General features: G+C 70.7%; 20 protein-coding genes. 13 read left to right on the forward strand and 7 right to left on the reverse strand.

Annotated elements, in window-relative coordinates; genetic code table 11:
- Nucleotides 1–3 precede the first annotated feature (3 nt).
- From ABD830_RS21515 to ABD830_RS21525, 3 genes are all read right to left on the reverse strand, one after another.
- A complete protein-coding gene (locus tag ABD830_RS21515) occupies nt 4–903 on the reverse strand; it encodes a hypothetical protein (RefSeq protein WP_344990021.1) in 900 nt (299 codons plus the stop codon).
- A 76-nt stretch (nt 904–979) separates the two neighbouring features.
- Nucleotides 980–1,504 (reverse strand): SigE family RNA polymerase sigma factor, encoded by a 525-nt coding sequence (locus ABD830_RS21520; RefSeq protein ID WP_344990024.1) that lies wholly within the window; start codon nt 1,502–1,504, stop codon nt 980–982.
- Nucleotides 1,505–1,535: 31 nt separating this feature from the next.
- Entirely contained in the window at nt 1,536–3,992 is a 2,457-nt protein-coding gene (locus ABD830_RS21525) for a glycosyltransferase (RefSeq protein WP_344990026.1), read from the reverse strand.
- On the opposite strand from ABD830_RS21525, the gene ABD830_RS21530 reads away from it, so the two are divergent.
- Nucleotides 3,993–4,685 (forward strand): hypothetical protein, encoded by a 693-nt coding sequence (locus tag ABD830_RS21530; RefSeq protein ID WP_344990029.1) that lies wholly within the window; start codon nt 3,993–3,995, stop codon nt 4,683–4,685.
- Between the two features lie 148 nt (nt 4,686–4,833).
- Nucleotides 4,834–5,880, forward strand: coding sequence for an alcohol dehydrogenase catalytic domain-containing protein (locus ABD830_RS21535; protein ID WP_344990032.1), 1,047 nt, complete (start codon nt 4,834–4,836; stop codon nt 5,878–5,880).
- On the opposite strand, the gene ABD830_RS21540 is transcribed toward ABD830_RS21535, so the two are convergent.
- Together ABD830_RS21540 and ABD830_RS21545 are read right to left on the reverse strand one after the other, a co-directional pair.
- Complete coding sequence (locus ABD830_RS21540) at nt 5,877–7,664, reverse strand: cellulase family glycosylhydrolase (RefSeq protein WP_344990034.1); 1,788 nt, start codon at nt 7,662–7,664, stop codon at nt 5,877–5,879. The genes ABD830_RS21535 and ABD830_RS21540 overlap by 4 nt on opposite strands.
- 167 nt (nt 7,665–7,831) lie before the next feature.
- Nucleotides 7,832–8,707 carry a LysR family transcriptional regulator gene (locus ABD830_RS21545; protein WP_344990037.1) on the reverse strand — a complete coding sequence of 292 codons (876 nt, stop codon included), beginning with the start codon at nt 8,705–8,707 and terminating at the stop codon, nt 7,832–7,834.
- A 72-nt stretch (nt 8,708–8,779) separates the two neighbouring features.
- On the opposite strand from ABD830_RS21545, the gene ABD830_RS21550 reads away from it, so the two are divergent.
- From ABD830_RS21550 to ABD830_RS21565, 4 genes are read left to right on the forward strand one after another with little or no spacing between them, the layout of a single operon-like run.
- On the forward strand, nt 8,780–9,667 hold the full coding sequence (locus ABD830_RS21550; RefSeq protein ID WP_344990039.1) for a PhzF family phenazine biosynthesis protein: 888 nt from the start codon (nt 8,780–8,782) through the stop codon (nt 9,665–9,667).
- A complete protein-coding gene (locus tag ABD830_RS21555; RefSeq protein WP_344990041.1) occupies nt 9,664–10,608 on the forward strand; it encodes an ornithine cyclodeaminase family protein in 945 nt (314 codons plus the stop codon). Before ABD830_RS21550 ends, ABD830_RS21555 begins: the two co-directional genes overlap by 4 nt.
- A complete protein-coding gene (locus ABD830_RS21560) occupies nt 10,605–10,919 on the forward strand; it encodes an antibiotic biosynthesis monooxygenase family protein (RefSeq protein ID WP_344990044.1) in 315 nt (104 codons plus the stop codon). Before ABD830_RS21555 ends, ABD830_RS21560 begins: the two co-directional genes overlap by 4 nt.
- Nucleotides 10,916–12,055 (forward strand): amidohydrolase, encoded by a 1,140-nt coding sequence (locus tag ABD830_RS21565; RefSeq protein ID WP_344990047.1) that lies wholly within the window; start codon nt 10,916–10,918, stop codon nt 12,053–12,055. The genes ABD830_RS21560 and ABD830_RS21565 overlap by 4 nt, the downstream gene beginning before the upstream one ends.
- A gap of 1 nt (nt 12,056) precedes the next feature.
- On the opposite strand, the gene ABD830_RS21570 is transcribed toward ABD830_RS21565, so the two are convergent.
- On the reverse strand, nt 12,057–12,539 hold the full coding sequence (locus ABD830_RS21570) for a GNAT family N-acetyltransferase (protein ID WP_344990050.1): 483 nt from the start codon (nt 12,537–12,539) through the stop codon (nt 12,057–12,059).
- A 34-nt stretch (nt 12,540–12,573) separates the two neighbouring features.
- Nucleotides 12,574–13,470: an ADP-ribosylglycohydrolase family protein gene (locus ABD830_RS21575; RefSeq protein ID WP_344990052.1), complete on the reverse strand. Its 897-nt coding sequence runs from the start codon at nt 13,468–13,470 to the stop codon at nt 12,574–12,576.
- Nucleotides 13,471–13,556: 86 nt separating this feature from the next.
- On the opposite strand from ABD830_RS21575, the gene ABD830_RS21580 reads away from it, so the two are divergent.
- The 7 genes from ABD830_RS21580 to ABD830_RS21610 all read left to right on the forward strand — a co-directional run bounded on the left by ABD830_RS21580 (nt 13,557) and on the right by ABD830_RS21610 (nt 21,692).
- Nucleotides 13,557–14,540: a LacI family DNA-binding transcriptional regulator gene (locus ABD830_RS21580; protein WP_344990055.1), complete on the forward strand. Its 984-nt coding sequence runs from the start codon at nt 13,557–13,559 to the stop codon at nt 14,538–14,540.
- Nucleotides 14,537–15,556 (forward strand): LacI family DNA-binding transcriptional regulator, encoded by a 1,020-nt coding sequence (locus ABD830_RS21585; RefSeq protein ID WP_344990057.1) that lies wholly within the window; start codon nt 14,537–14,539, stop codon nt 15,554–15,556. The genes ABD830_RS21580 and ABD830_RS21585 overlap by 4 nt, the downstream gene beginning before the upstream one ends.
- A gap of 140 nt (nt 15,557–15,696) precedes the next feature.
- Nucleotides 15,697–17,295, forward strand: coding sequence for a type 2 periplasmic-binding domain-containing protein (locus ABD830_RS21590; protein WP_344990060.1), 1,599 nt, complete (start codon nt 15,697–15,699; stop codon nt 17,293–17,295).
- Complete coding sequence (locus tag ABD830_RS21595; RefSeq protein WP_344990062.1) at nt 17,295–18,260, forward strand: ABC transporter permease; 966 nt, start codon at nt 17,295–17,297, stop codon at nt 18,258–18,260. Before ABD830_RS21590 ends, ABD830_RS21595 begins: the two co-directional genes overlap by 1 nt.
- Nucleotides 18,257–19,180 carry a carbohydrate ABC transporter permease gene (locus tag ABD830_RS21600; RefSeq protein WP_344990065.1) on the forward strand — a complete coding sequence of 308 codons (924 nt, stop codon included), beginning with the start codon at nt 18,257–18,259 and terminating at the stop codon, nt 19,178–19,180. Before ABD830_RS21595 ends, ABD830_RS21600 begins: the two co-directional genes overlap by 4 nt.
- Entirely contained in the window at nt 19,180–19,791 is a 612-nt protein-coding gene (locus ABD830_RS21605) for a YesL family protein (protein ID WP_344990068.1), read from the forward strand. Before ABD830_RS21600 ends, ABD830_RS21605 begins: the two co-directional genes overlap by 1 nt.
- Nucleotides 19,788–21,692, forward strand: a complete 1,905-nt coding sequence (locus tag ABD830_RS21610; RefSeq protein ID WP_344990070.1) for a glycoside hydrolase family 127 protein — start codon at nt 19,788–19,790, stop codon at nt 21,690–21,692. The genes ABD830_RS21605 and ABD830_RS21610 overlap by 4 nt, the downstream gene beginning before the upstream one ends.
- The last annotated feature ends 59 nt before the right edge of the window (nt 21,693–21,751 follow it).

The following is a 21,751-nucleotide window of genomic DNA, read 5'->3' on the forward strand; positions in this document are numbered from 1 at the left end:
CCTTCATTGGGAAAAGACAGTGACCGCAGCGGCGAGCGCTCGCCGGGCCCGCTCGTCCCCGCCCCTGGCGAAGATCGCGAGATCCCGCCCCGTGGGCAGCAGCACCACCTCCGAGCCCGAGATCACCGCAGGGGTCCCGTGGAGGTCGGTGTTGGGCGCGGCAGACGGCCGGGGCCGCTGAACGCCGGCCTCGATCCAGTCATCGGCCAGATCATGGGTGCCGTACTTGACCGACACCCGGGTCGCGACCCCATCACCCGGGTACGAGGTCACGACGCCGATCATCCGGCGACCGGCGCCGAGCGCCCCAGGATCGAGCGTGAAAGGCACGGAGACGGGAGCGCCGCGGCGCGGCAGCACACTCTGCGCCACACGGTGCGCCCGCTCCCTGTCCTCGGCCGGGGCCGCGAGACTCACGGTGCCCCACGCCCCCGGTGCCCACTCCCACGCCAGGCCACGGGGGGTCCAGCGGGCGGGGCGGTCGTTGACGGGCGGGGCGGGCTCGCCGGCGGGCAGGCTCGGCTGGTGGCCGGGGGCGTACATGGTGATGACCGCTGTGGTGCGCTTCGAGGGGTCGGTGGGGCGCAGGGTGATGATCTGGCGGTAGCGGCCGGTCTCGTACGTGTCCGGCGTCAGCCCGCCGGCCGAGCCCACCACGAAAGCGGGAGCGTTCACGTCGAACGTCTTGCTGTCGTTCGTGAGCTGCGACGCCGGTGTGACCGGAGGCGCCGGACGCGTCCACGGCAGCGACGGCAGGGCGATGACGAGCGCGGTCGCCGCGGCGGCGGCCGCCACCGCCGCGACCCGCCGTCCGCGCACGCGCCGCCGTCCCCCGCGGATCGCCCGCCCGATGTCGACGGTGCCGACCGGCGAGGGCTCGACATCGCGCAGCAGGTCGAGCACGGTCTCGTCACGCGCCGTGCCATACCGTCCATCAGGCCGTCCATCAGGCCGTCCATCAGGCCGTCCATCGGGCCGTTCAGTGGGATCCATGCCCACCCACCCCTTCCACCGTGAACTCCCGCGTCCCGAGCAGTTCGCGCAGCCGGGCCAGACCGCGCGCGGTCTGGCTCTTCACGTTGCCCGTGGAGCATCCGAGCAGCTCGGCCACCTCCGTCACCGGCAGATCACAGAGGAACCGCAGGACGAGGACCGCTCGCTGGCGCGGCGGCACCTGGGCGAGCGCGGCGTGCACCACCGTCTTCGTCTCCATGTCCTCGTCGGGGCCGGGCTGCTCGCGCGGCCGGTCGGTCAGCCGCACCCGCGTCCACCAGGCCAGCCGCTGGTCGTTGAGAAAGGTCCGCACCAGCATCTTGTCGACGTAGCGGTGCAGGTCGCGCGCCTCCCGGGCGCGCCGCCAGTGGACGTACAGCCGGGTGATCGTGCTCTGCACGAGGTCGTCGGCCCGGTGCTCGTCCCTGCACAGGTAGTAGGACAGGCGGCGCAGGGCCGGTAGTCGCGCCGTCACGTACGCGACGTAGTCTTGCTCCTCGTCTGGTCGCACCGCTCACGTTCTCCTCAGTCGTGGTCATCACCTACGACAGCGCCCGGGCGGGATCAGGTTGCACGATGGCGCGGACATCCCACAGCCACACCCCGGCGACCTGGCGGCCGGGGCCCAGCAGCGCGGTCAGCGTAGCCCGCAGCACCGCCTGTCGCTGGTGAGGCGCGAGCACGACGGCGTCGGCGCGCCAGAACGCCAGATCCTCGCGAGCGGCCCGGCGGTGCTCCTCGGTCACCCGCGGCACCTCGCCGGTGTCGCGTGCCGCACGCAGCAGGGTCGAGGTGGTACGGGGCGGGGCTCCGTAGACGCCCTGGCGATCCGGTCCGTACGGGCCGGCGAAATAGCCCTCGACCAGGGGGAAGCCCAGGCCCGCTGCCACCTGCCAGTGCAGCGGGCTCGCGTCGACGGTGTCCGGCGGCGGCGCGGTCACCACCGAACGTCCGGGCCGCACGTACTGTCTCCACACGCCGTCGGCGAAGAAGGCGGGGACCTGGGGGCGGTCGGCCGCGGCGATCGGGGTGGGGGCGATCGGCAGCAGGGCCTCGGCCAGCACCAGGCAGAGCAGGACGCGTACGGGGCCCCTGGGCAGGGCCGCGGCGGCGGCCAGGGCGTGGTCGGCGGCGATCGCCAGGAGCGCGCCGACAGCCGGGACGCACACCATCGTGAAGCGCGACTCCACCACCGACTCGAACAGCGGCAGCCGCGACAGGAGGTACCACGGGCCGTGGATCCCGGTGTGCCGTCCGTAGAAGACGATCTCGGGGCCGAGCGAGAAGCAGGCCGACACGGCGATCACGGCCGCCAGCGCCAGGACGGCCGCCCTGCGGCGCAGCCAGACGACGACGCCGACGGTCAGCACGAGCAGCGGCCAGCCGAAGAAGGCGTTCTGCTCGGTGGTGTTCATGGACAGGCCCGCCGCCACACCGGCATCGCCGGCCAGCGACCGGGCGGCGTGTTCCACCAGCGCGCGTACGTCGTTGCCGGCGGGCCCGTGGATGAGGCTCGCGTAACTCTGCGGCCCGGAGAACTGGAAGAGCAGCGCGGCACCGGTGAGCGCGAGGACCGTCGTGGCGGCCAGCGCCAGCCCCGCCGTCAGCGGCCGGTACGCGGCGCGCGCCGACTCCGGGCTGAGCAGCGCGTACGCCGCCGCGAAGACGGCCAGGCCGGTGGCGGCGAGCAGCAGCGCCTCCTCGCCGAGATAGACCTGGTAGGAGACGAGCAGCCCGAGCACGAAGCCGTCGCGGACGACCTGCTCACGCCGGCACAGCAGCAGGAACCGGTGGACGATGAGCGGGATGACGAAGAGCACGACCAGGTTCGGGTGCGCGTTGGCGTGCGAGATGACGGGCGGGGCGAACGCGCAGAAGCCCGCCCCGATGGCGGCCGCCTGCCACGAGCCGACGAGGTGCCTGGCGAACAGCACGTACCAGGCCGTCCCGGTCAGCGCCAGTCCGGCGGTCAGCACGACCGCCCACGTGATCGACGGCCCGAGCGCCAGCGTCAGCGGGGCCAGCGGGACCGACAGGCCGAGCATGACCGTGTTGGCCATGAGGTTCACCCCGGAGGGATGGTTCTGGAGCGTGGTGAACAGGGGGTTGTCCAGGTTCACCAGGTTGTGCGCGGTGACGGCGAAGAACCACTCCCACTGGTTCTGGTCCTGCCCGCCGTCGGTCAGGTAGCGGGTCCAGGGGTCGGCCCACAGGTGGACGTAGAGCACGACGGAGAGTGCCAGGAACACCGCGGTCACCCCTGCCGTGCGGGCGACGTCTCCGCCCCGGTACCGGAGCCCGACCCGCAGCACCTCGCCGAGCGTCACCAGGTACTGGTGGGGGCGCACCTTGGAGTCCGGCTGGTGCGCCCAGCGGACGGGCACCTCGCGCACCCGCCAGCCGTGCTCGGCGAACACGCGCAGGATCTCCACGTCGGCGCCCCACCCGTCCACGCCGCAACGGCGGAAGGCCCGCCTGGCCTTGTCCCCGTCGAACAGCTTGAACCCGCACTGCGTGTCGGCGATCCCCGGCACGACGAGCAGCCTGATCAGGACGTTGGCGAGCGCGCCGAGCAGCTCTCTGAACCACACCTGCCTGGCCTCGATGCGCGCCCCCGGCGCGGCCCGCGATCCGATGGCGGCGTCCGCACCGTCGGCCAGCGCCTCACGCAGCCCGGCCAGCTCCTCGATCGGGGTGGCCAGATCCGCGTCGCAGACCAGCACCTGACGGCCGGTGGTGACGAGGACCCCCTCGCGGACGGCACGGCCCTTGCCCCGGTTGACCGGCAGGCGCAGCGTGCGGACGCGCGGTTCCTTCCGCGCGGCCGTCGCGGCCACGTCACCCGTCGCGTCGGCCGAGCCGTCGTCCACGACGACGACTTCCCAGCTCAGCGGGCAGGCGCGGAGGTAGGAGGCGACGCGGGTGAGCGTGTGTGCCAACCGTCGCTCCTCGTTGTAAGCGGGGATGACGACGGACAGATCGACATGATGGCGATTCACATGGCGAGGACAGCCCCGGCGGGCGGCGAGGTTGCATCGCGGTCCATCACGGCCCGGCCTACGCCTATTTTGTGGTGCGGTGCGACCTACTGGGGGCTGTTCAACATCCTCGGTGATCTCGACCTCGCCGTCATGGTCGTCATCGCCGTGGGGCTCGGCGTGCTGACGTTCCTGGTGCCGTGGCTGCTCGCCGACGAGCTGGGCCTGGACCCCGGCCCGGCTCTGCGCGAGATGCAACGGCGGATCCTCGTCGCGGACATCCGCGAGCTGATCCGGCGCACGGCCGGGCTGCCGCAGGCGCTCGAGGCCGCGGGTTCGCGGATCGCCTCGCGGCCTGGCTGGAGCATCGCGGAGGCGAACCAGCGGCTCACCAGGCCCGGCCCGGACTCGCCGGTGCTCCCGCCGGAGTGCCGGGCCACCGAACGGCCGTACGTGTCAGCGGTGGAGCGGCTGTCACCGCCGCAGGCCAGGGCGTTCCAGCTGCTCTCCTTGGCGGAGGGGCCGGAGGTCTCGCTCGCCGCCGCCTCGGTCGTGCTGGACCTGCCGCCCGGCGACGCCTCGGCGCTCCTCGAATCCCTCGTGAACATGCACCTGCTCGAGTCCCGCGGCCTGGACACGTACTACTACCACGAGCCGCTCCGGGCATTCGCCCGCAGCCGCGCGTTCGCCGAAGACGGCCAAGCCGCCCGGTGAAGAGATCCGGTGAAGAGATCCGGTGAAGAGATCCGGTGAAGAGATCCGGTGAAGAGATCCGGTGAAGAGATCCGGTGGATAGATGAGGTGAAACTGGAAACGGTGCACCAGTGAGGGCCTGTCCGTGAGGACGTTAGGAGGTTCTGTCATGGACCGTTCCATTCAGGTCGCCGAACCCGGCGGGGACATGACACTGGTTCAGGTGGACATCCGCGAGCCCGGACCTGGCCAGGTGCGGGTCGCCGTCGAGGCGTGTGGGGTGTGCCACTCCGACGTGTTGATCACCTCCGGGAACATCCCGGGCACCACCTTTCCCCTCACGCCAGGGCACGAGATCGCGGGACGCATCGACGCCATCGGCGACGACGTCAGCGGCTGGTCCGCCGGTGATCGCGTGGCGGTCGGCTGGTACGGAGGCAGTTGCGGCCACTGCGACGCCTGCAGGGAGGGTGACGGCATCCTCTGTCCCGAGCTTCAGGTGCCGGGGGTCGCCTACGCCGGAGGGTTCGCCGACTCCGTCGTGGTGCCTGCCGTCGCCCTGGCCGCCGTCCCCGACGAGCTCACGGCGGTGGAGGCCGCGCCCTTGGCCTGCGCCGGCGTGACCGTGTACAACGCGCTGCGCCGCAGCTCCGCGCGGTCGGGCGACACCGTCGCGATCCTCGGTCTGGGCGGCCTGGGGCATCTGGGCGTCCAGTTCGCCGCGAAGATGGGCTTCGACACCGTCGCGATGGCCCGCGGGCCTGAGAAGGCGTCGCTCGCCCACAAGCTCGGCGCCTCTCACTACATCGACAGCGCCGCCGAGCGGACGGCCGACGCCCTGCGGGCCCGCGGCGGGGCCAAGGTGGTGCTGGCGACGGTGACCAGCGCCGCGGCGATGTCCGCGGCGGTCGAGGGGCTGGGGCGCCGCGGCGAGCTCGTCATCGTCGGCGTCGCCATGGAACCGCTGGACATCACGCCCCTGCAGCTCGTGAACGGGGCCAAGCGGGTGTACGCCCACGCTTCCGGCATCGCGGTCGACACCCAGAACACCATGAGGTTCGCCGCCCAGAGCGGCGTCCGGGCCTGGATCGAGGAGGCTCCGCTGGAGGAGGCCGGTGCGGCGTTCCAGAAGATGGTCTCCGGCCAGGCCCGCTTCCGCATGGTCCTGACCACCGGCCAGGCCCGCCAGGCGACGGGCCCGGCCCAGTGGTTCTAGGAGAGTGGATTCTGGGTGAGCAGGTGGGCCTTGAAGCCCTCCCCGTACGTGCTGGTGGGGGTGCCGTTGTAGTCGGTGATGAGCACGTTGCCCCCGCTGCAGCCCCACGGGTTCCACGTCCAGGCCGTGTATCCGACGCCGTGCGCGTCGGCCCACGCCATCACCTGGTCGATGTAGTCGTGAGCGCAGGAGTTCTGGCCGATCTCACCGGCGTGCACGGGCACCTTCGCGGCGACCGCCCCGACCTGGCTGTCCCAGCAGGAGGTGTTGGAGCAGCTGTTGAAGTTGTACGTGTGCCAGGCGGCCATCAGGTTGCCCGTCGGGTCGTTCGGCTTGTAGGTCAGCCACTGGCTCAGGTCGTTGGACCAGGCCAGGCCTCCGAGCATGATCACGTTGGTCGCGCCGGTGGCGCGTACCGTGTTCACCAGTGACTGCATGCCGGCCACCTGGTAGCCGATGCCGGTGCAGGTGCCGCCGTCACGCCAGCAGGTCCAGCCGGCGGTCGCGTTCCAGTTGGCGGCCGCGTCCGGGTAGGGCTCGTTGAACAGGTCGAAGACGACCGCGTTGTTGCCCTTGAACATGTTGGCCACCCCGGTCCAGAACGTCGGCGCGTACTGGGCGTCGGGCATCGGCTTCTGGCAGGTCGCCGCGGTGTCGGAGCAGCCGGCGCCCTGGCCGGTGTACTGGCCGTAGTTCCAGTGCATCTCCACGATCGGCGTGATGCCGTTGGCGACCAGCAGGTTCACGTAGTCCTTGACGTTCTGCTGGTACGTCGCGCCACTGGGCGAGCCGTTGGTGCCGTTCCAGCACTCCTCGTTCAGCGGGATCCGGACCGCGTGGATGTTCCAGGCCTTCATCGCGTTGACCGAGGCCTGGTCCACGGGACCGCTGTCCCACATGCCCTTGCCCTGCACGCAGGCGAACTCGCCGCTGGCCCGGTTGACGCCGAGCATGCGGTAGGTGGCGCCGCCGGCGGTGAGCAGCTTGTTCCCTGAGACGTGCAGAGCGGGTGCCGCCCCACCGGTGCCGCCGTCGTTGTCGGCCTCGGTGGCGTTCACGGTGACGGAGGTCAGGCCCGAGGAGGTGACGGTGATCGGCCGGGTGCCGTTGGCGCTGTCGGAGTCCTCCGCGGCGCGGAGCGTCACGGTCTGCGGGGTGTTCCAGTTGGCCGTGGTGAAGGTCAGCGAGGCACCGGCGCTCACGGTGATGTCGCCGTCACCGGTGCCGGCGGTGCTGGTGACCGTCACGTTGCCGGACGGCTGGGACTGCAGGCGGACCGTGTAACCGGCGGTCCCGCCCTCGGGCACGCTCACACTGGCCGGGGAGACCACCAGGGCCTGCTGCGTGCTTCCACCACCGTTCCCGGCGCACGAGACGCTGGGCGGGTTGCTGTTGACGCCGCCGGTGTAGGTGCCGTTGAAGCCGACGGTCCAGGTCGCCCCGGTGCCCTTGGCCGCGTTGTAGGAGAGCGGGTTGATGGTGATGACCGCACCCGCCGGCGTGGGCGTCGCCGGGGTGGGCGTGCCCTCCCACATCTGGGTGATCACCTGGCTGTTGGGGAAGTCGAAGCTCAGCGCCCAGGTGGTCAACGGGTCACCGGTGTTGGTCACCGTGATCGTGGCGCCGAACGCGCCGCCGCCGCTGTCCCAGGTCTTGGAGTACGTGGCCGAACACGACACGGCGGCGTCAGCGGACGTCTGGACGGTTGCGAGCCCGAATCCGGCGAGCAGGACGGCGGCTGTCGCCGTCAACGCTCTGCGCCACGGGTCCCGGAGGATTGCCATGAATGTTCTCCGCGGTCAAGGGGAGCGCAAATTGGGAGCGCTCCCAAAGATCCCCGCCCCCGGAGGGCTCCGCAAGGACGTCCCGGCGCCCGGAAGCGCGGCCACTGCGCTGACCATGGACGAAGTCGGGGACGCTGGTGAAACTTTCACCCCGGCGGTGCTGGATATCAGGTTCCCGGGTCCGCGGCGATGGACTGGCGCATCAGGCGTTCCAGGCTGTCGACGACCGCGTCGTTCTCGGTGCCCGGCCGCCTGCTGATGGCGATCTCGACCTGGGGCGCAGGCGGCAGACCGTGGCGGCTGCCGAGCCGTACGGCATGGGCCGGGACGTTGCCGGTCAGCAGCGTGCCGACGCCGATGCCCGCGCAGATCGCGGCCTGTACGGCGGCGAGGCTCGTGCTCTGGAAGGCGATGCGCCAGCGGCGGCCCCGCTGGTTGAGCACGTCGAGCACCGGCGCACGCCAATGGCAGGGCATGGAGAACATCACCAGCGGCAGCGGGTCGCGGGCCGGGTCGAGTGACGCCGCGGCGGCCCACGCGAGGGGCACCCGGCGGCGCCGGCGGACCGCGGCGTCCGGCATGACAGACGGGTCGCCGAGCGCGAGGTCGAGCCGGCCGCGTTCGGCGCGTTCGCGGAGAGCGTGGGCCGGGCCGATGACCACCTCCAGGTCGATGCCCGGATGCAGGGCGGCAAAGTCGGCCAGCGTGGTGGGCAGCGTGGTGACGGCGAGATCTTCGAGCAGGCCGACGGTGCGGGATCCGGTGGCCTGGCCGCCCTGCGCGTCGATGGAGGCGCGGGCCTCGTCGTGGAGGGCGAGCATGCGCTCGGCGTAGGCCAGGAGCTTCTCGCCGGCGGGGGTGATCCGGGTGCCGCGGGCGTCGCGGATGAGCAGGCGGTCGCCCGCGGCGCGCTCCAGGCGGTGGATGCGCTGGCTCACGGCGGGCTGGCTGAGCTGGAGCGCGTGGGCCGCCCTGGTGATGCTGCCCGCGCGGACCACCGTCGCGAACGATCGCAGGTCAGCGATCTCGAGGTCGTGTGCCATAAGCAAGCATTATGGCTCTTATAGCGATATTGCGCTTCTCAATGGGCTCCGCGCTTTCCTAGGGTGAGACGCATGCCAGTCGCCTACCACCACGTCGACGTCTTCGCCGACGGGCCGTACTCGGGCAACAGCCTCGCGGTCTTCGTCGACCCGCCGCCACTGAGCGCCGCCCAGATGTCCCTGATCACCCAGGAGCTCCGGCACTTCGAGACGATCTTCGTGCGCCGCTCGGGCGACGCGATCCAGGCCAGGGTCTTCGACCTGATCGAGGAGCTCGACTTCGCCGGGCACCCCGTGCTGGGCGCCGCCGCCGTCCTGCACGACCTCGACGCTCCCACGGCCGAGCGGTACCGCGCGTGGACGATCACGCTCCCGGCCGGCACCGTCAGCGTCAGCACCCGCCGGAGCGCGCCAGGACGCGTGGCCGCGCTCCTGGAGACGGAACGCCCCGAACTCGTCGCGCGCCCGCCGGCCGGCGACCAGGACGCGATCGCGGCGGCGTTCGGCCTGACGCCGGACGACCTGGACGAGGCGTTGCCGCCCGAGGTCTGGTCCACCGGACTGCGCTACCTGATCGTCCCGGTGCGCGGCGAGGCGCTGGCCAGGGCGAGGGTCGCGCACCGCGATCTCACCGGCTTCCTGGAGGCACGCGGCGCGCAGTTCGCCTACCTGCTGGACGCCGCCACACCCGAGGGCCGTCACTGGAACAACGACGGCCTGATGGAGGACGTCGGGACGGGCAGCGCGGCAGGATGCGTGGCCGCGTACCTGATGCACCGCGGCCGGCTCGGCGACGGTGAGCGGATGACGCTGGCGCAGGGCCGCTTCACCGGCCGCCCCAGCGCCATCTCGATCGGCGCGTACGGCGGCGCCGACACCGTCGAGCGGGTCACGGTCGGCGGCGAGGTGGTGCGGGTCGGCCTCGGCACGCTGGAGGTCCTGCCCGGCGGTGAGCGGTGAAGGTCTACGAGGCCGCGGACATCAGGCGGGCGGTCGGCTTCGGCGACCTGGTCGAACCGGTCGCGCGGGCGTTCGCCGACCACAGCCGCGGGCTCGGCGAGGCGGCGATCTCGGTGCTCGCGCCCGCGGGCGAGAACGGCGACGTGCATGTGAAATCCGCCTGGCTGCCCGGGCGTCCGGTCTTCATCGTCAAGGTCGCCTCCTGGTTCGCCGCCCGATCTCCTGCGGGCAGCGGCTTCGTCGCCGTGCTCGACGGCGAACGCGGTGACCTGCTGGCCGTGCTGCGGGACGAGCATCACCTCAGCGACGTGCGTACCGCCGCCGCCGGAGCGCTCGCCACCCGGCTGCTGGCCAGGCCGCACGCGCGCACGCTCGCCGTGCTCGGCACGGGCCTGCAGGCGCGCCTGCAGGTGCTGGCCGCCGTGGCGGAGCGGCCGTTGGAGGCGGTCGTGATCTGGGGCAGGCGCGAGGGGGCCGCCCACGCGCTGCGGGCGGCGCTCGCTGAGCGGATACCGCAGGTGTCGGTGACGGTGGCGGCGCGACCCGATCTGGCGGTCCACGACGCGGACGTGATCGTCACCGCGACGGCCGCCCGTGAGCCTGTGCTGCGCGGCTCGTGGCTGCGGCCGGGCCAGCACGTCACCGCTGTCGGCGCGGACGACCCGGGCAAGGCCGAGCTCGACCCTGACTGTTTCGCCCGGGCCGACCTGCTCGTCGTGGACAGCCGCGCCGAGGCGCCCCTGTTCGCGGGCGACCTGATCGGGGCCGTGTCGGCGGGCGCCGTCACGGCGGACGGCTGCGTGGAGATCGGCGATCTGGTCCTGGGCCGTCACCCCGGCAGGCAGAGCCCGGCGCAGATCACCGTGGCCAAGTTCATCGGGCTGGGCGTGCAGGACCTGGCCGCCGCCGAGCTCACCATGACCCGTCTGGAGCCGAGATGATCGCACGCACCTGGTCCGGCCGCGTCCCTCACCACCACGCCGACGGCTTCGCGGCGCACCTGCTGGACACCGGGGTGGCCGAGGCCGCCTCGACGCCCGGCAACCGCGGCGCTCAGGTGCTGCACGCCGCCTTCGACGACCACGTCGAGTTCCGGCTCATCACCTACTGGGAGTCGTGGGAGGCGATCCGCCACTTCGCGGGTGACGACGTCTCCAGGGCCGTGCTCTATCCGGGCGACGAGCGTTATGAGCTGACGCCTTCGCCCTCCGTCGAGCACCATCACGTCCTCACTGGAGGCTGCGCCACATGAACGTCGCGTTCACCGGAGGGTACGTCGTCCCGGTCGACGGCGATCCCGTCGAGGGCGGCACCGTGCTGATCAGGAACGGCAAGATCGTCGCTGTCGGGGCGCGGATCCCGGTGCCCGATGACGTCCAGGTCGTCGACGCCGCCGGGCTCTGGGTACTGCCCGGGTTCGTCGAGGCCCACTCGCACCTGGGCATCGACGAGGAGGGCGAGGGCTGGTCCGGCGACGACCTGAACGAGGCGACCGAGCCCAACGGCGCCCGCCTGCGCGCGCTCGACGCCGTCAACCCGGCCGACCCCGGGTTCACCGACGCGCTGTCGGGCGGCGTCACCACCGCCGCGGTGCTGCCGGGCTCGGCCAACCCCATCGGCGGGCAGGCCGTCGCCCTGAAGTGCCACGGCCGTACGGTCGACGACATGGTGCTGCGCGAGCCTGTCGCGGTGAAGAGCGCGCTCGGCGAGAACCCCAAGCGGGTGCACGGGAACCACGGCCGGCTGCCCTCCACCCGCCAGGGCACCGCCGCGGTCATCCGCGACGCCCTGACCAGGGCCCGCGACTATCGCGCGCGCAGGCCGCAGGAGAGCGATCCGACGCTGGAGGTGCTGGCCAGGGTGCTCGACGGCGAGCTGCCCTGGTGGCAGCACGCCCACCGGGCCGACGACATCGGCACCGCCCTCCGCCTGGCCGACGAGTTCGGACACCGGCTGGTCGTCCACCACGGCACCGAGGCCCACCTGCTGGCCGACCTCCTGGCCGAACGGCAGATCCCTGTCGTCAGCGGCCCGCTGACCACCGGGCGCGGCAAACCGGAGCTGCGCAACCGCACCCCGCGCAGTCCCGCGCTGCTCGCCGCGGCCGGAGTGACGCTCGCGCTGACCACCGACCACAACTCGGTGCCCATCCAGTACCTGGTTCACCAGGCCACGATCGCGGTCAAGGAGGGGCTGGACCGGCGGACCGCGCTGCGGTCGATCACCGCCACCCCGGCCGCGCTGCTCGGACTCGGCGACCGCGTCGGCGCGCTACGGCCCGGACTCGACGGTGATGTGGTGCTGTGGTCGGGTGATCCGCTGGACACCATGAGCCGGGCCGTGCGCGTCCACATCGACGGCAGGGAGGTCTACCGGTACGTGGACTGACTCACGAGGCGCCCGCGCCCGGCCGGCGCACCATGAAGACGTCGACCGGGTCCTGGGCCTCCACGGTGAACCCGTGACGCTCGTACAGCCGCCGGGCGGCACTGCCCTGGAGGACGTTCAGGCGGACGGGCACGCCGTCGGCATCGGCCTGACTCAGCACGGCCCGCAGGACAGCCGATCCGATCCCCCGGCCCTGCAGGCCCGGATCGAGATAGAAATGCTCCAGCCAGCGCCCGTCCTCGGCCGGGCGCACGGCGACGCAGCCCGCGAAGGCACCGGCGGCCACGATGACCGAGGTGTGCTGCGGGGCGAAGGCATCCCGCAGCCGCTGCCGGACCCGATGCTCGTCGAACCGTCCCAGCCGCTCCAGGTCCGGGCGCATCACCGTCGCCCGCAGCTCCGCGATCGCCTCAACGTCCGTCGGCTCCGCCGAACGCAGCGCCCATTCCACGGGACGGCCCGGCCCCCTCGCATTCGTATCCATGGTCGAAGTATCCCAATGACCCGTTTTAACCTATTTACCGGTCGTCTACAGGGGCCCCGGCCCAGTCCGGCAGCGGTTCGCACCTGCTCCTCCACTCCGGCGGCAGGTGAACGTCCTCGGCGGCCGCGACGATGCCGCCGACGATGGCGCACGTGGTGTCGACGTCCCCGCCGGCCGCCGCGGTGGTCCACATGGCCGCCTCGAAGTCGTGGCGCTCGCGGGCCGCCACCCAGAGGGTGAACGGGACCGTGTCGTGAGCGGCGACCTGCCGCCCGTTCCCGAGCATCCGGGCGGCAAGTGCGGGGTCGCTGATGGTGAGGAGCTGCCGCGCCTCGGTGATGCCGTCGTGGATCATGCCCGCGGGCACGTGTTCCCTGATCCGGTCGAGGAAGCGACCGGCGGGAAGATCGGGTTCTGTGGCGGTTACGGCCGTGGCCACGGCGACGGCTACGGCGCCGGCCACCGCTTCGGGATGAGTGTGGGTGACCTGTGCCGACAGGGCGGCCTGTCGGACGACGTGCGCCAGGTCACCGGCGAACCAGGCGCCGAGCGGCGCCACGCGCATCGCGGCACCGTTGCCCCACGAGCCCTTGCCGTCGAAGAGCTCCGCGGAAAGCGAGCGCCAGTCGCCTCCTTCGCGGACCAGCCGGAGCAGCCGGTTCGTCGACGGGCCGTAGCCGCGGTCGAAGTCATGGCGCGCGGCGAAACTCGCCGCGAGCCTGTCCTGGTCGATGGCGCCGTGGTCGGCCAGGACGCGATAGATGGAGGACGCCATCTCGGTGTCGTCCGTCCACTGCCATGGGCCGGGTGGAAGGTGACGGGAAGAGAGTGCGTGGTGATTGGCCGGTACGAAGAACTGGGAACCGAAGGCGTCGCCGAGAGCCAGGCCGAGGAGAGAGGCCGTGGCCCGCGCGGGAAGCTGAGCTGACATCACTCTCATTGTGGCCGGTCGTGGGCGCCGTCGCTGTAGATCAAAACTGAATGCTGGCAGGCGCTGCCGTGACCTACGCTGTACGCATGCGCGTGACGATGCGGGAGGTCGCGGATCGGGCCGGTGTCTCGATCAAGACCGTCTCCCGTGTGGTGAATGGCGAACCTCACATCCGTCCGGAGAAGGTGCGGCGGGTGCACGCGGCGATCGACGAGCTCGGCTGGGTCCCCAACCGGACCGCCAGGACGCTCAGGACCGGCCTGGTCGGCATGGTGGGCATCGCCGTCACCGAGCTGCGCCGCCCGTATCTCGCGGGTCTCGTCGAGGCGCTCGTCACGGAGGCGGATCGCTACGGAATGCTGGCCGCGGTCGAGCCGACGCACGGCGATCCGGCCCGGCTGGAGGCGGTGCTCGCCGCCCGGGGGAAGGCGTTCGACGGCGTGGTGGTCATCGGTCCGGCCACGCTGGTCACCGACGGGCTGGACGACCGCCCGGTGGTCGCCGTGCAAGGCGGCGCGGCCCTGATGGACAGCACAGTGGACAGCGTCGATGAGGACGTCGCGGAGGCGGCGGCGCTGGTGGCTCGCCACCTCGCCGTCATGGGGCGCTCCCGCCCGGCTCTGCTCGGAGCGGACCAGGCCCGGATGTGCGCGGCTCTCGCCGGGTCCGGCATCGACCCGGCCGCCGTACCGTACGTGGACCTCGGTGAGGTGGCCGACCGGCGCGCGGGCGCGCGGGCCGCCGTACAGGTGCTGGAGCGGCATCCGGACGTGGACGCGCTGCTCTGCGTCAACGACGAGGTGGCGCTCGGGGCGCTCGCGGCGCTCGTCAAGCACGGGGTGAACGTCCCGGGACGGGTGGCGGCCATCGGCTACGGCAACCTGGAGGACGGGCGGTTCTCGACGCCGTCGCTCACCACGATCGACCCCGGGGCGGCCCGGCTGGCGCGCGGCGCGCTGGAGCTGCTGGCCGATCGCCTCGCCGGTACGGCCCCGCGGCAGCCGCGCGCGCTCGTGTCACCCGTCGAGCTGGTACGGCGTGAGTCCACGCTCGGCCGGGACCCGCGATGAAGCGCCCGACGCTCGCGGATGTCGCCACGCTGGCCGGCGTCTCGGCGAAGACCGTGTCCAACGTCCTTCTCGGCCGCCCGCACGTCTCGGCCGCCACCCGGGCCAAGGTCCAGGCCGCGATCGAGGAGGCCGGCTACGAGGCGGGACACGCCACGAGCCAGGCCGGGCGTGGGCTCGCCTCCGGCCGGACCGGCAGGATCGCGGTCGTCGTGCCGAACCTCTACCAGCCGTACTTCGCGGAGCAAGCCGAGCGGCTCATCCTCGCCCTGGCCGAGCGCGGGTTCACCACCACGCTCCGGATCGCCCATGACAGGGCGGGCGAGCGCGACGCGGTCCTCGGCGTGACCACCGCCGACGTCGACGGCGTGATCATCTGCCCGCACCACCTGAGCGACGAGCAGCTCGCCGGTGCCGCCCCACGGCGCCCGGCGGTGGCACTCGGCGGCGCTCCGATCAAGGCGCTGGACTGCGTGTTGATGGCGGAGTACGCGGGCTTCCTGGCGATCACCCGGCACCTGCTCGCCACGGGCCGGCGTAAGCTCGCGTTCGTGTGGAACGGTCCGGTCGGCGCCGCCCCGACCGGAGACCGGTACGCCGGGTTCCTCGCCGCCCTGGAGGAGCACGGCATCGAGCATGACCCGTCGCTCGTCGCCAACAGCTCCGACTGGGACCGCAGGGCCACGGGTTACGAGGCGATGGTGGGGCTGCTGCGGCGCTGCGGCCCCCGGTTCGACGCCGCGGTGTGCGTCAACGACACGATGGCCGTGGGCGTGCTGAAAGCCCTGCGCACGCACGGGATCCGCGTCCCCGAGGACGTCGCGGTCACCGGCTTCGACGACACGGACGAGGGCGAGTTCACCATCCCGTCGCTGTCGTCGGGGAGCCCTGATCAGGGCTCCATGGTGGACGCCGCCGTCCGCCTGCTCATCGAGCGCCTCGACGGCTACGACGGCGCGGCCCGGCAGGTGCACACCGGCACACACCTGCTGATTCGCGACTCGTCCGCGTCGGCCTGACCCACTCTTCACTCCTTGTCGGGTCGCTTGTCATCTTGATTGTCTCGTCATTGACATCGCTGAACGGCCGCCCCTAACATCGCTGAAACATTCACTGAGATCCGGGTCACACCCCTCCGTCCCCCCGTAGGAGGACCCCCATGGCCACTTCACCGTTTCTGTCCCGCCGTGCCTTCGTCGTCGCGGCCGGCCTCACCGCACTCGCCGGCTGCTCCGGCAAGAACTCCGCAAGCGATCCGGGCACCTTGCGGATCGCTGTCACCAAGCATCCGTTGACCAAGCCGATGAGCACGATGGAGTGGCCCAAACAGCTGGAGAAGATCGCGGGCGTGAAGATCCAGTGGCAGGAGATCTCCGCCGACTGGGACCAGAAGAAGTCCACCATGCTGGCGGCCGGCGACGTGCCCGACCTGATCATCGGAACGAACTCGATCACGAATGCCGACCTGGGCACGTACCGGACGCTGTTCGAGAACCTGAGCGACGACCTGGACGCGCTGCCGAACGTGAAGGCGCTGTTCGCGGCGAAACCACAGCTGAAGTCGATGGCCACGCTGACCGGCGGCGAGATCTACGCGATCCCGGGCTACAAGCGGTTCTGGCCGACGACCGTCATCCACCAGTACATCAACAAGCAGTGGCTCGACCGTCTCGGCCTGGACATGCCGACCACCTGGGACGAGCTGTTCACGGTACTCGTCGCGTTCAAGGAACAGGACGCGAACGGGAACGGCGACACGAACGACGAGATCCCGATGGACTGGTCGCCGGTCGGCACGGGCGGCTTCGGGTACTTCCAGCCCAGCGTGCTGCTCGGCAGCGTCGGCCTGCCGATCGCGGGCGGCGGCGGCCAGGGCTACTTCCTCCAGGACGGCAAGGTCGGCAACTTCCTCGTCGACGACCGCTACAAGCGGGTGATCCAGTTCCTCCATCGCTGCTACGCCGCGGGCCTGGTCAGCAAGAACGTCATGACGCAGGACTACTCGGCCTACCAGGCGGTCGGCCGCGGCTCCGGCAAGGTGGCCCGGGTCGGCTTCAGCTGGGGCTGGACGGCCAGCGACCGGTTCGGCGCCCAGCTGGCGGACCAGTACGTCGCGATGCCGCCGCTGCTCGCGGAGGCCGGGCAGACGACACCGGTGACCTGGTCGTACGACTCCTACAACGAGAACTTCCCGGCCAACCAGATCCTCGTGTCCGCGAAGGCGAGCAACAAGCAAGCGGCGCTCAAGATCGTCAACGCCTTCTACGACAAGGAGATGTCGCTGCAGGTGCTGTTCGGCGATCTCGGCAAGTACGTCAAGAAGGTCAGCGACAAGGAGTACGAGGTCCTTCCGCCGGCCGACCCCAAGACCGACCCGTCGACCTGGAAGTGGACGGTCACCATCGCCGACAACGGCCCGGTCTGGATCCGGGACGACATCGACGTGAAGCTGCCGAGCGACCTGGACGAGGCCGTCGAGCAGACGAAGCCGCTGCAGAAGGCGCTGGCGAACATGGACGTGGACAAGGACGTCTACCCGTTCCAGTTCATCCAGATGAAGCCTGAGGACACCAACCAGCTGGCGCTGAACAACACCACGATGCTCAACTCCACGATGACGAAGTTCGCCGAGTGGATCACCAAGGGCGGCGTCGAGGATCAGTGGGACACGTACGTCCAGCAGGTCCAGAGCTCCGGCCTGCAGAAGAACATCGAGATCTACCAGCGCTACTACGACGAGTACGCGAAGACGCGCTGATGACGGAGACTCTTGTCGCAGCCCGCAAGCCGGTGGCGGCCGACGTCCGGAGGCGCTCCGGTCCGAGGGTTGTCCGCCATGTCGGCAGGTACTGGCAACTGTGGCTCATGGTCCTGCCGGCCGTGGGGTTCGTCGCCGTGTTCATGTACGTCCCGATGTACGGGATCCAGCTGGCCTTCCGCGAGTTCGACTTCACCGCGGGCCTCGCCGGCGGGCAATGGGCCGGGCTGAAGTACTTCCAGCAGTTCTTCGACAGCCCGCTGTTCTGGCCGTTGCTGCGGAACACGTTCGTCATCGCCATCACCACGCTCGTGGTGGGGTTCCTCGCACCCATCCTGCTGGCGCTGATGATCAACCAGATCGCCGGCGGCCGCCGCAAGAAGTTCATGCAGACGGCGACGTACCTGCCGCACTTCATCTCGATCGTCGTCATCGTCGGCATGCTGCAGGCGTTCCTCAACCCGTCCACGGGGCTGCTCACCCAGGTCTCCGCCTTCTTCGGTCTCAGCGAGGTGAACTTCCTCGGCGACACGTCGGCCTTCGTGCCGGTGTACGTGATCTCCGACGTGTGGCAGCACTGCGGGTGGAACAGCATCATCTACCTCGCCGCGCTGTCGCGGGTCGATCCCGCGCTGTACGAGGCGGCCAAGGTGGACGGCGCGAACCGGATGCAGCTCATCCGGCACGTCGACGTCCCGAGCATCGTGCCGACCATGGTGATCCTGCTCATTCTCACCATGGGCGGTGTGCTGAACACCGGTTTCGAGAAGGTGTGGCTGATGCAGAACACCCTGAACCTGCCGGTGTCCGAGGTCATCGCCACGTACGTCTACAAGATCGGCATATTCAGCACGCAGTTCAGCTACGCCACCGCGATCGGCCTGTTCAACACGGTCATCAACTTCGTGTTCCTGATCGCCGCGAACGCGATCGCCCGCCGTGTGTCGAACTGGAGTCTGTGGTGAGCGGGACCAACCTGCAGAGCAAGGGATTCTTCCGCAACAGGACGGCGGGCGACGTGGTCTTCATGCTCGCGCTCGGCGTGATCTCCGTGGCGGTCCTGTTCGCGGTGATCTACCCGGTCTACTTCGTGGTGATCGCGTCCGTGAGCGATCCGTCGCTGATCTCCACCGGCGAGGTCTGGCTGTGGCCCAAAGGCGTGAGCTTCTTCGGCTACGGGCAGATCTTCGACGACGACCGGATCTGGACGGGCTACCGCAACACGCTGCTCTACAGCGTGTTCGGCACCGCGCTGAACCTCATCGTGACCATCCCCGCGGCGTACGCCCTGTCGCGGCCGGAGTTCCGGCCCCGGCGGGTTCTCATGCTGTTCTTCGTGTTCACGCTGTTCTTCAACGGCGGCCTGATCCCGACGTATCTGCTCTATCGCGATCTCGGCCTGCTGGACAACTGGCTCGTCTTCGTCCTGCCGTCAGCGGTGAACGTCTACAACCTCATCATCGCCCGCGCCTTCTTCGAGCACTCGCTGCCGAAGGAGCTGTTCGAGGCGGCGTTGATCGACGGCGTGTCCTACCTGCAGTACTTCGCCAGGGTCGCGCTGCCGCTGTCCAAGGCGATCATCTCGGTCATCGGCCTGTACTACCTGGTCCAGCACTGGAACGACTTCTTCACCGGGCTGGTGTTCGTCCGGGACAACAGCCTGCAACCGCTGCAGATCGTGCTGCGTGACATTCTCCTGTCCAATCAGGCGTTCGCCGGAGGCGCCGGAGCCGGCGGAGGCAGCGGCGTCGGCTACGACCAGCAGTACGCCGACCAGATCAAGTACGGCGTGATCGTCGTCTCGAGCCTCCCGGTGCTGGTGCTCTACCCGTTCCTCCAGCGCTACTTCGAGAAGGGCGTCCTGATCGGGTCGGTGAAAGGCTGATGAAACGCGTCATCACCTGGCACACGAGGGCGGGCGAGGTGGGCCTGCTGCTGCTCAAGCTGCACCTGCTCTGGGTCGTCTGGAGCCTGGCCGGCGGCATCGTGCTCGGCGTCTTCCCCGCGACCGCCGCGGTGTACGGCGTCGTCCGCGGCGAGTTCCTGCGCTCCTCCACCCCTCGCGAGTTCCGCCGCCTGTGGCGGCAGGAGTTCCGCACCGCCAACGTGGTGGGCTACGTCTTCGCCACGGCCTGGGCGGTGCTCCTGATGGAGCGGCGGCTGCTGGAGACCCTCGACCTCGGCGTCGTCGAGCCGTTGCTCGGTGCGGCGCTCTGGCTGATGACACTGTTCCTGTCGTGCATGACGGTGAACGTCTGGGTCCTCGCCGCCCACTTCGCCGAAGGGCCGTTCGCGCTCGTCCGCCGGAGCGCGGTGCTCGTCCTCGCCCGCCCGCTCCAGGCGCTGGTCACGCTGCTCGTGGCCGGCGTGGTCCTCTGCGCGTACTACCTCGTGCCGGGGCTGGTCCCGGTCTTCGGCATCGCCGCACCGGCCTTCGTCTCGTTCGCCTACGTCTGGAGCACCGCGGTCCTCCCTGTTCGTTTGGAGCCTTCATGATCACGTACCTGCGCCACCCGCTGCCGCTCACCGCGGTCACCATCGACGACCGGTTCTGGGCCCCCCGCCGCGAGCTGGTCCGCACCCGTACGCTGCGGCACCAGGAAGACCAGATGCGCCGGCCCGGCCAGCAGTTCGACGCCCTGACCCTGACCTGGCGGCCGGGGGACCCGGACGAGCCGCACATCTTCTGGGAGAGCGACGTCGCCAAGTGGATCGAGGCCGCCAGTTACTGCCTGGCGACCACCGACGACCCCGAGCTCGACCAGGCCGTCGACCAGGCGATCGAGCTGCTGGCCGGCGCGCAGCAGGACGACGGCTACCTCAACGCCTACTTCACCGTCGTCAAGCCGGGACAGCGGTTCACCGACCTGCGCGACGCCCACGAGCTGTACTGCGCCGGCCACCTCATCGAAGCCGGCGTCGCCCACTTCGAGGCGACCGGCAAGACCCGGCTGCTCGACATCGTGCGCCGCTACGCCGACCTGATCGACACCGTTTTCAGCGCCGACGGCCCCTGCGCCGGCGGCTACTGCGGGCACCAGGAGATCGAACTCGCCCTCGTCAAGCTCTACCGCGTCACAGGAGAGCCCCGCTACCTCGACCTCAGCCGGCGCCTCATCGACTGGCGCGGGCAGCGGCCTTTCTACTTCGAGATCGAGATGGAGCGCCGCGGCACGCCCGGCTACTTCGGCACCACGCTCCCCCGGCGGCCGGAGGAGTTGCGGCGGTTCCGGGAGTACAACCAGAGCCACCAGCCCGCGGCCGACCAGGCCGAGGCCGTCGGCCACTCCGTCCGCGCCCTGTACATGTACAGCGCGATGACCGACCTGGCCGGCGAGTACGACGACGACCGGCTGCTCCAGGCCGTGCGGCGGCTGTGGACCAACCTCACCACCAAGAAGCTGTACGTCACCGGCGGAGTCGGCTCCGTCCCCGGCATCGAGGGCTTCGGACCGGAGTACCACCTGCCCGACGCCCACGGCTACGCGGAAACCTGCGCCTCGATCGGCCTCGTCCAGTGGGCACAGCGGTTGAGCAACCTCACCGGCCAGGCGCACTACGTCGACGTCCTCGAACGCGCCCTGTACAACGGCGTCCTCAGCGGCGCCTCCGCCGACGGCACCCACTACTTCTACGGCAACCCTCTCGCCAGCGACGGCACCGTCGCCCGCCAGGAGTGGTTCGGCTGCGCCTGCTGCCCGCCGAACCTCGCCCGGCTGATCAGCGAGCTCGGCCGCTACATCTACGCCCAGGGTCCCGACGAAGCCGTCATCAACCTGTACGTGGCCGGCACCGCCCGCTTCACCCTCGCCGGCGGCGAGGTCACCCTGCGCCAGGACACCGGCTATCCCCAGGACGGCCGGCTCACCGTCACCGTCACCCCGGCCGACGATGAGGCGGAGTTCGCCCTGGCCGTCCGCGTCCCCGGCTGGAGCCGGGCACTCGCGGTCGCCGTCAACGGCGAACCCGTTCACGAGCCCGTCCTTCGCGACGGCTACCTCACGCTCTCCCGCCGCTGGCGGGCCGGCGACCAGGTGGAGATCGACCTCGGCATGGAGGTCCGCCGGACGTGGGCCCACCCCGCCGTCGCCTCCGCCGCCGGCAGACTCGCCCTCGAGCGCGGGCCGGTCGTGTTCTGCCTGGAGGGCGTGGACCACGACTGCGCGGTGCACAACCTCGCTCTAGCCGGCGACGTCCCCGTCCACGCGGTCCCCGACGAGCGGACGGGCGTGGTCACCCTGCACGCCGACGCCACCGCCGCCGACGACTCAGTTGAGGATCTGTACAGCAGCCGCCCGCCCGGCCGCCGGAGCGTCGCGCTGACCGCCGTGCCCTACTTCTCCTGGGCCAACCGCGGACCCTCCGACATGACCGTCTGGATCCGCCACGAGGAATAAGGCAGCTGAGGGCGCTGTTCCCGCCAGTAATTCAGATTTCAACTTCTGACGAACGGATC

Origin of the sequence: Nonomuraea helvata, from assembly GCF_039535785.1 — a bacterium.
Classification (GTDB): Bacteria; Actinomycetota; Actinomycetes; order Streptosporangiales; family Streptosporangiaceae; genus Nonomuraea; species Nonomuraea helvata.